Raw genomic sequence first — 7,066 nt, 5'->3', positions numbered from 1 at the left:
TTTCAGCCATCGAAGCTGGTTTTCCAGCGGCTAGCCCAGACTCATTTACGGCAGTGAAGGAGATTGCTAAGGTCTTGAAGAAAACAGCAGTGACTGGTTTGGCTCGCTCTGTCAAGTCTGATATTGATGCTTGTTATGAAGCCCTCAAGGACGCCAAGTATCCACAGGTTCACGTCTTTATCGCTACCAGTCCGATTCACCGAAAGTATAAGCTCAATAAGAGCAAGGAAGAGATTTTGGAAGCTATTAAGGAGCACGTTTCTTATGCCCGTTCTAAGTTTGAAGTGGTCGAATTCTCTCCTGAAGATGCGACCAGAACAGAGTTGGATTTCCTCTTGCAAGTTGTTCAAACAGCGGTTGATGCAGGGGCGTCTTATATCAATATTCCTGACACGGTAGGATTTACCATCCCAGAGGAATACGGAGCTATCTTCAAACACTTGATTGAGAATGTCAAAACGGATCGTCAGATTATCTATTCGCCTCACTGTCACGATGACCTCGGAATGGCAGTAGCTAATAGCCTTGCTGCTGTTAAGAATGGGGCAGGACGTGTCGAAGGGACTATAAACGGTATTGGGGAGCGAGCTGGAAATGCTGCCTTGGAAGAAATAGCAGTGGCGCTCAATATTCGCCAAGATTACTACCAAGCAGAAACCAGTATTGTCCTAAATGAGACAATCAATACTTCTGAAATGGTTTCTCGCTTCTCAGGTATTCCGGTTCCTAAAAACAAGGCTGTGGTTGGTGGTAATGCCTTTTCTCACGAATCTGGTATTCACCAAGACGGAGTCCTTAAAAATCCTCTTACTTATGAGATTATCACCCCTGAATTGGTTGGTGTTAAGAGCAATAGCCTTCCTCTTGGAAAATTGTCAGGTCGCCATGCCTTTGTTGAAAAACTAAGAGAATTGGCCCTAGACTTTACAGAAGAGGATATCAAACCACTCTTTGCTAAGTTCAAGGCACTGGCAGATAAGAAACAAGAAATCACAGATGCAGATATTCGAGCGTTGGTCGCTGGAACCATGGTTGAAAACCCAGAAGGCTTCCACTTTGATGATTTACAACTTCAAACTCATGCAGATAATAACATTGAAGCACTCGTTAGCCTAGCCAATATGGATGGTGAGAAAGTCGAATTTAATGCGACAGGGCAAGGTTCCGTTGAAGCAATCTTTAACGCTATCGATAAATTCTTTAACCAATCCGTCCGCTTGGTGTCCTATACTATTGATGCGGTGACAGATGGGATCGATGCCCAGGCTCGGGTCTTGGTCACTGTTGAAAACAGAGATACAGAAACCATCTTTAATGCAGCAGGGCTTGATTTCGATGTGTTGAAGGCTTCGGCTATTGCCTACATCAATGCCAATACCTTTGTTCAAAAAGAGAATGCTGGCGAGATGGGCCGTAGCGTTTCCTATCGCGATATGCCTAGTGTGTAAAGGAGGATGCTATGACAAAGAAAATAGTAGCTCTAGCAGGGGATGGAATCGGCCCAGAAATCATGGAGGCTGGTTTAGATGTTCTGGAAGCCCTAGCTAAAAAAACAGGCTTTGTCTATGAAATAGACAGACGACCTTTTGGAGGTGCAGGTATTGATGCAGCAGGCCATCCCTTACCTGATGATACTCTTAAGGCTTGTAGAGAAGCAGATGCCATTCTCCTAGCGGCTATTGGGAGTCCCCAGTATGATGGGGCAGCGGTTCGGCCTGAACAAGGACTGCTGGCTCTCCGTAAGGAACTCAATCTTTATGCCAATATTCGCCCCGTAAAAATCTTTGACAGTCTCAAGCATTTGTCACCACTCAAACCAGAACGAATTGCTGGTGTAGACTTTGTCGTGGTGCGTGAGTTGACAGGCGGGATTTACTTTGGAGATCATATCCTTGAAGAGCGAAAAGCGCGTGATATCAACGACTATAGCTATGAGGAAGTAGAGCGGATTATTCGTAAGGCCTTTGAAATTGCAAGAAATCGCAGAAAAATCGTGACTAGTATCGATAAGCAGAACGTTCTAGCGACCTCAAAACTCTGGCGGAAAGTAGCTGAGGAAGTCGCACAGGATTTCCCAGATGTAACCTTGGAGCACCAGCTAGTCGACTCAGCTGCCATGCTCATGATTACCAATCCTGCTAAGTTTGATGTTATTGTAACGGAGAATCTTTTTGGAGATATTTTATCTGATGAATCAAGCGTCCTATCTGGTACACTTGGGGTCATGCCATCAGCCAGTCATTCTGAAAATGGGCCAAGTCTCTATGAGCCCATTCACGGTTCAGCTCCTGATATTGCAGGTCAAGGAATTGCCAATCCTATCTCCATGATTTTATCAGTGGCCATGATGTTGAGAGATAGCTTTGGTCGTTATGAGGATGCGGAGTGCATTGAACGTGCTGTTGAGATAAGTTTGGCAGCAGGAATTTTAACGAGAGATATAGGAGGTCAGGCTTCGACCAAGGAAATGACAGAAGCTATTATTGCAAGGTTATGAAGTTAGACGAAAAAATTACTCTAGTCCTTTTGATTTGGAATGCCATGATTTTCATCATTTATGGTATTGACAAATCCAAGGCGAGGAGAAGAACGTGGCGTATCCCAGAGAAAATCTTACTCATTTTAGCCCTTTCTTGTGGTGGTTTTGGTGCCTGGTTAGCAGGAATTACTTTTCACCACAAGACTAGAAAATGGTACTTTAAAACAGTTTGGTTTCTTGGGATGGTGACCACACTAGTAGTCTTATATGTTATTTGGAGGTAATGGATGGCAGGAAAATCGATTTTTGATAAATTATGGGACCGTCATGTCATCACAGGAGAAGAGGGGCAACCCCAACTCATGTATGTGGACCAGCACTATATCCACGAAGTGACCAGTCCTCAGGCTTTTCAAGGATTACGAGACGCAGGTCGCAGATTAAGACGACCAGACTTGACATTTGGAACCTTTGACCACAATGTCCCGACGGTCAATATCTACGATATTCGAGATGTGATTTCTAAGGCTCAAATTGATAAGCTGGCTGAAAATGTTGAGGAGTTTGGGATTGAACATGCGGCCCACGGTTCTGAAAAGCAGGGGATTGTTCACATGGTTGGTCCAGAAACAGGACGGACTCAACCAGGAAAATTCATCGTCTGTGGAGACAGCCATACGGCAACCCACGGAGCTTTTGGAGCCATCGCCTTTGGGATTGGGACCAGTGAGGTCGAACATGTCTTTGCGACACAGACCCTCTGGCAGGTCAAACCCAAGAAAATGCTGGTGGAATTCACTGGAGTTCCTCAAAAAGGAGTTTATTCCAAGGATTTCATTTTAGCCTTGATTGCCAAGTACGGCGTTGCTTGCGGCGTTGGCTACGTGGTGGAATATCGTGGACAAGCGATTGATGCACTGAGCATGGAAGAGCGAATGACCATCTGCAATATGTCCATCGAGTTTGGATCTAAGATGGGAATCATGAATCCGGACCAAACCACCTATGATTATCTCAAGGGACGAGAATGTGTTCCAGAGGACTTTGAAGAGGCTGTGACTGATTGGAAAACAATTGTCAGTGATGAGGATGCTGTTTATGATAAGATAATCCAGATGGATGTCTCAGACTTGGCTCCCATGGTAACCTGGGGAACCAATCCTGCTATGGGGGTTGACTTTGACAGTAGCTTCCCAGAAATTAAGGATATGAATGATGAGCGCGCTTATAATTACATGGACTTGGAGCCTGGTCAAAAGCCAGCTGATATTGAACTAGGCTATATCTTTATCGGTTCTTGTACCAATGCTCGTCTCAGCGACTTGCAACTGGCTGCGCGATTTGTCAAAGGAAAGAAAATTGCTCCCAACTTAACGGCTATCGTAGTTCCGGGCTCTCGTCCTGTCAAACGAGCTGCTGAGAAGTTGGGCTTGGACAAGGTCTTTCTGGATGCTGGTTTTGAGTGGAGAGACCCAGGTTGTTCTATGTGTCTAGGAATGAATCCGGACAAGGTTCCTGATGGTGTCCACTGCGCTTCAACAAGCAACCGCAACTTTGAAGACAGACAGGGCTTTGGTGCTAAGACCCACCTCTGCAGTCCAGCCATGGCAGCAGCAGCAGCTATTGCAGGGCGCTTTGTAGATGTTCGGCAAATGCCAGAAGCCCAGTAAGGAGAGGATATGGAGAAATTTACAGTTTATACGGGAACGACCGTTCCTCTCATGAATGATAACATCGACACCGACCAAATCCTACCCAAGCAGTTTCTCAAGTTAATTGATAAAAAAGGCTTTGGTAAGTACCTCATGTATGCTTGGCGTTATTTGGATGACAAGTATACTGAGGATCCAGACTTTGTCTTTAACAGACCTGAATACCGTAAAGCAACTATCCTCATCTCAGGGGATAACTTCGGCGCAGGGTCTTCGAGAGAACACGCAGCTTGGGCACTAGCAGACTACGGTTTTAAGGTCGTGATTGCAGGATCTTTCGGTGACATTCATTACAATAATGAACTCAATAATGGCATGTTGCCTATTGTTCAGCCCAGAGAGGTTAGAGAAAAGCTAGCCCAGCTTAAACCAACCGATCAGGTAACTGTGGACTTGGAACAACAGAAAATCATCTCACCAGTTGGAGAATTCACTTTCGAAATAGATAGCGAATGGAAACACAAGCTCTTAAATGGTTTGGATGATATCGGAATTACCTTGCAGTATGAAGACTTGATTGCTGCCTATGAAAAACAACGACCAGCCTACTGGCAGGATTAGAAGAAAATTAGAAAAGGAAATAGAACTATGACAAAACACATTCAATGGAACGGAACACTTTCACAAGAAGGCTATGACATTTTAAAAGATGAGGGCGGATGTATCGTTTGCCCTACTAAAGTTGGTTACATTATCATGACCAGCGACAAGGCAGGACTTGAGCGTAAGTTCGCAGCCAAAGAGCGTAACCGTAACAAACCAGGTGTTGTTCTCTGCGGTAGCATGGATGAGCTTCGCGCTTTAGCACAACTCAACCCAGAAATTGAAGCCTTTTACCAAAAACATTGGGATGAAGACATTCTTCTTGGTTGTATCCTTCCTTGGAAACCAGAAGCCTTTGAAAAACTCAAAGCATACGGGGATGGCCGTGAAGAACTGATGACTGACGTGCGTGGTACTAGCTGTTTTGTTATCAAGTTTGGGAAAGCTGGTGAACAATTAGCTGCCAAACTTTGGGAAGAAGGCAAGATGGTCTATGCCTCATCTGCAAACCCATCTGGAAAAGGAAACCGTGGTAAAGTAGAAGGTATCGGAGAACGCATCGAAAGGGCAGTTGACCTTGTTATCGAAGCAGACGACTATGTGGCATCTATCCAGCCTGACAAAACGATTGAAACTCGCTACGAGCAAGGCGTGATGGTCTCTATGGTCGATAAGGATGGAAAACTTATCCCAGAACAAGGAGGAGCACGATCAACTTCACCAGCTCCAGTTGTAATCCGCAAAGGGCTTGACATTGATAAGATTATGATGCACCTGTCAGACACCTTTAACTCATGGGACTACCGTCAGGGAGAGTATTATTAAGATAGATAAGAAGTGGGGAGAAAATAATTTCTCCTCTTTTTTTGTTTTTAATAAAAGTAAAATCCGAACGATATAATTTAATTTATAAAATTATTTGACAAAAACTGTACTTTGGTTTATAATAAATTAAGGAAACGTCGGAAAAGACGTAGTGATGCGCAAGCATAGGTAGGTCATTACAAAAGAAACGAGACATCGATATGTTAAATGAATTTCCAATTTTTGATTACGAAGATATTCAATTGATTCCAAATAAATGTGTCATTAAAAGCCGTGCAGAAGCAGACACAAGCGTCACTCTAGGAAATCACACCTTTAAACTACCTGTTGTGCCAGCTAATATGCAGACGATTTTGGATGAAAATGTAGCAGAGCAACTAGCTAAAGGGGGCTACTTCTACATTATGCACCGTTTTGATGAGGAAGGACGCATTCCTTTTATTAAACGCATGCATGAGCAAGGGCTCATTGCTTCTATCTCTGTCGGTGTTAAGGACTATGAGTATGATTTTGTCAGCCAGCTCAAGGCTGATGCTCCGGAATACATCACGATTGACATTGCTCATGGTCATGCAGATAGCGTGATTTCTATGATTCAACACATCAAGAAAGAATTGCCAGATACCTTTGTTATTGCTGGAAATGTGGGAACACCAGAAGCTGTACGTGAATTGGAAAATGCTGGTGCGGATGCTACTAAGGTTGGAATCGGTCCTGGTAAGGTTTGTATCACTAAGGTCAAGACTGGTTTTGGTACAGGTGGTTGGCAGTTGGCTGCCCTACGCTGGTGTGCCAAGGCTGCCCGTAAACCGATTATCGCCGATGGAGGAATTCGTACTCATGGCGATATTGCCAAGTCTATTCGTTTCGGTGCCAGCATGGTCATGATTGGTTCCCTCTTTGCAGGACACATCGAAAGTCCAGGGAAAACGATTGAAGTTGATGGTGAACAGTTCAAAGAATACTACGGTTCAGCTTCACAATACCAAAAAGGTGCTTATAAAAACGTGGAAGGCAAACGAATCTTGCTTCCTGCCAAAGGTCATCTGCAAGACACTTTAACTGAGATGGAACAAGACCTTCAAAGTGCTATTTCTTATGCAGGTGGACGTCAGGTTGCTGACCTTAAACACGTTGATTATGTGATCGTGAAAAACTCTATCTGGAATGGGGATGCTTCCCACTAAGACGGGCTATATGGCCAGAAAAAAACTTGTTATTAGAGCAAATTTCTGTTATAATAAAACAAGTTTCCACCCTTAGTGTAATGGATATCACGTAAGATTCCGGTTCTTGAGATGGGGGTTCGATTCCCTCAGGGTGGATGTAAATAGCCTAAAAAAGCCTTTAATAGGGCTTTTTTCTTTACACTGCCCTAAATTTGCACTTAAAACTCTTCGAAAATCTCTTCAAACCACGTCAGCGTCGCCTTGCCGTAGTTATGTTACTGACTTCGTCAGTTCTATCTGCAACCTCAAAACAGTGTTTTGAGCTGACTTCGTCAGTT

7 protein-coding genes and 1 tRNA gene are annotated in these 7,066 nt (G+C 44.0%); all 8 read left to right on the top strand.

The annotated features are described in order from the left end of the window. Positions 1–1,448 (top strand): 2-isopropylmalate synthase (locus RYL77_RS08605; protein WP_315010975.1); only part of this gene is annotated, 1,448 nt, incomplete at its 5' end. A gap of 11 nt (positions 1,449–1,459) precedes the next feature. Beyond that, positions 1,460–2,497 carry a 3-isopropylmalate dehydrogenase gene (gene leuB, locus RYL77_RS08600; RefSeq protein ID WP_315010974.1) on the top strand — a complete coding sequence of 346 codons (1,038 nt, stop codon included), beginning with the start codon at positions 1,460–1,462 and terminating at the stop codon, positions 2,495–2,497. After that, positions 2,494–2,763 carry a DUF1294 domain-containing protein gene (locus RYL77_RS08595; protein WP_315010973.1) on the top strand — a complete coding sequence of 90 codons (270 nt, stop codon included), beginning with the start codon at positions 2,494–2,496 and terminating at the stop codon, positions 2,761–2,763. Before leuB ends, RYL77_RS08595 begins: the two co-directional genes overlap by 4 nt. 3 nt (positions 2,764–2,766) lie before the next feature. Continuing rightward, on the top strand, positions 2,767–4,149 hold the full coding sequence (leuC, locus tag RYL77_RS08590; protein WP_315010972.1) for a 3-isopropylmalate dehydratase large subunit: 1,383 nt from the start codon (positions 2,767–2,769) through the stop codon (positions 4,147–4,149). A gap of 9 nt (positions 4,150–4,158) precedes the next feature. Next, positions 4,159–4,752, top strand: a complete 594-nt coding sequence (gene leuD / locus RYL77_RS08585) for a 3-isopropylmalate dehydratase small subunit (protein WP_173269648.1) — start codon at positions 4,159–4,161, stop codon at positions 4,750–4,752. A gap of 27 nt (positions 4,753–4,779) precedes the next feature. Beyond that, complete coding sequence (locus tag RYL77_RS08580; RefSeq protein ID WP_315010971.1) at positions 4,780–5,559, top strand: Sua5/YciO/YrdC/YwlC family protein; 780 nt, start codon at positions 4,780–4,782, stop codon at positions 5,557–5,559. Between the two features lie 200 nt (positions 5,560–5,759). Beyond that, entirely contained in the window at positions 5,760–6,746 is a 987-nt protein-coding gene (locus tag RYL77_RS08575) for a GMP reductase (RefSeq protein ID WP_033688898.1), read from the top strand. 66 nt (positions 6,747–6,812) lie between these two features. Then, positions 6,813–6,884 (top strand) — tRNA-Arg (locus RYL77_RS08570). The last annotated feature ends 182 nt before the right edge of the window (positions 6,885–7,066 follow it).

It is taken from the genome of uncultured Streptococcus sp., from assembly GCF_963516515.1.
In the GTDB taxonomy this organism is placed as follows: Bacteria; Bacillota; Bacilli; order Lactobacillales; family Streptococcaceae; genus Streptococcus.
This window is presented reverse-complemented; position numbering and strand designations above follow the sequence as displayed.

Coding starts and splice junctions, on each gene's coding strand:
- leuD (WP_173269648.1), top strand. CDS start 4,159: ATGGAGAAATTTACAGTTTATACGGGAACGACCGTTCCTCTCATGAAT.
- leuC (WP_315010972.1), top strand. CDS start 2,767: ATGGCAGGAAAATCGATTTTTGATAAATTATGGGACCGTCATGTCATC.
- RYL77_RS08580 (WP_315010971.1), top strand. CDS start 4,780: ATGACAAAACACATTCAATGGAACGGAACACTTTCACAAGAAGGCTAT.
- RYL77_RS08575 (WP_033688898.1), top strand. CDS start 5,760: ATGTTAAATGAATTTCCAATTTTTGATTACGAAGATATTCAATTGATT.
- RYL77_RS08595 (WP_315010973.1), top strand. CDS start 2,494: ATGAAGTTAGACGAAAAAATTACTCTAGTCCTTTTGATTTGGAATGCC.
- leuB (WP_315010974.1), top strand. CDS start 1,460: ATGACAAAGAAAATAGTAGCTCTAGCAGGGGATGGAATCGGCCCAGAA.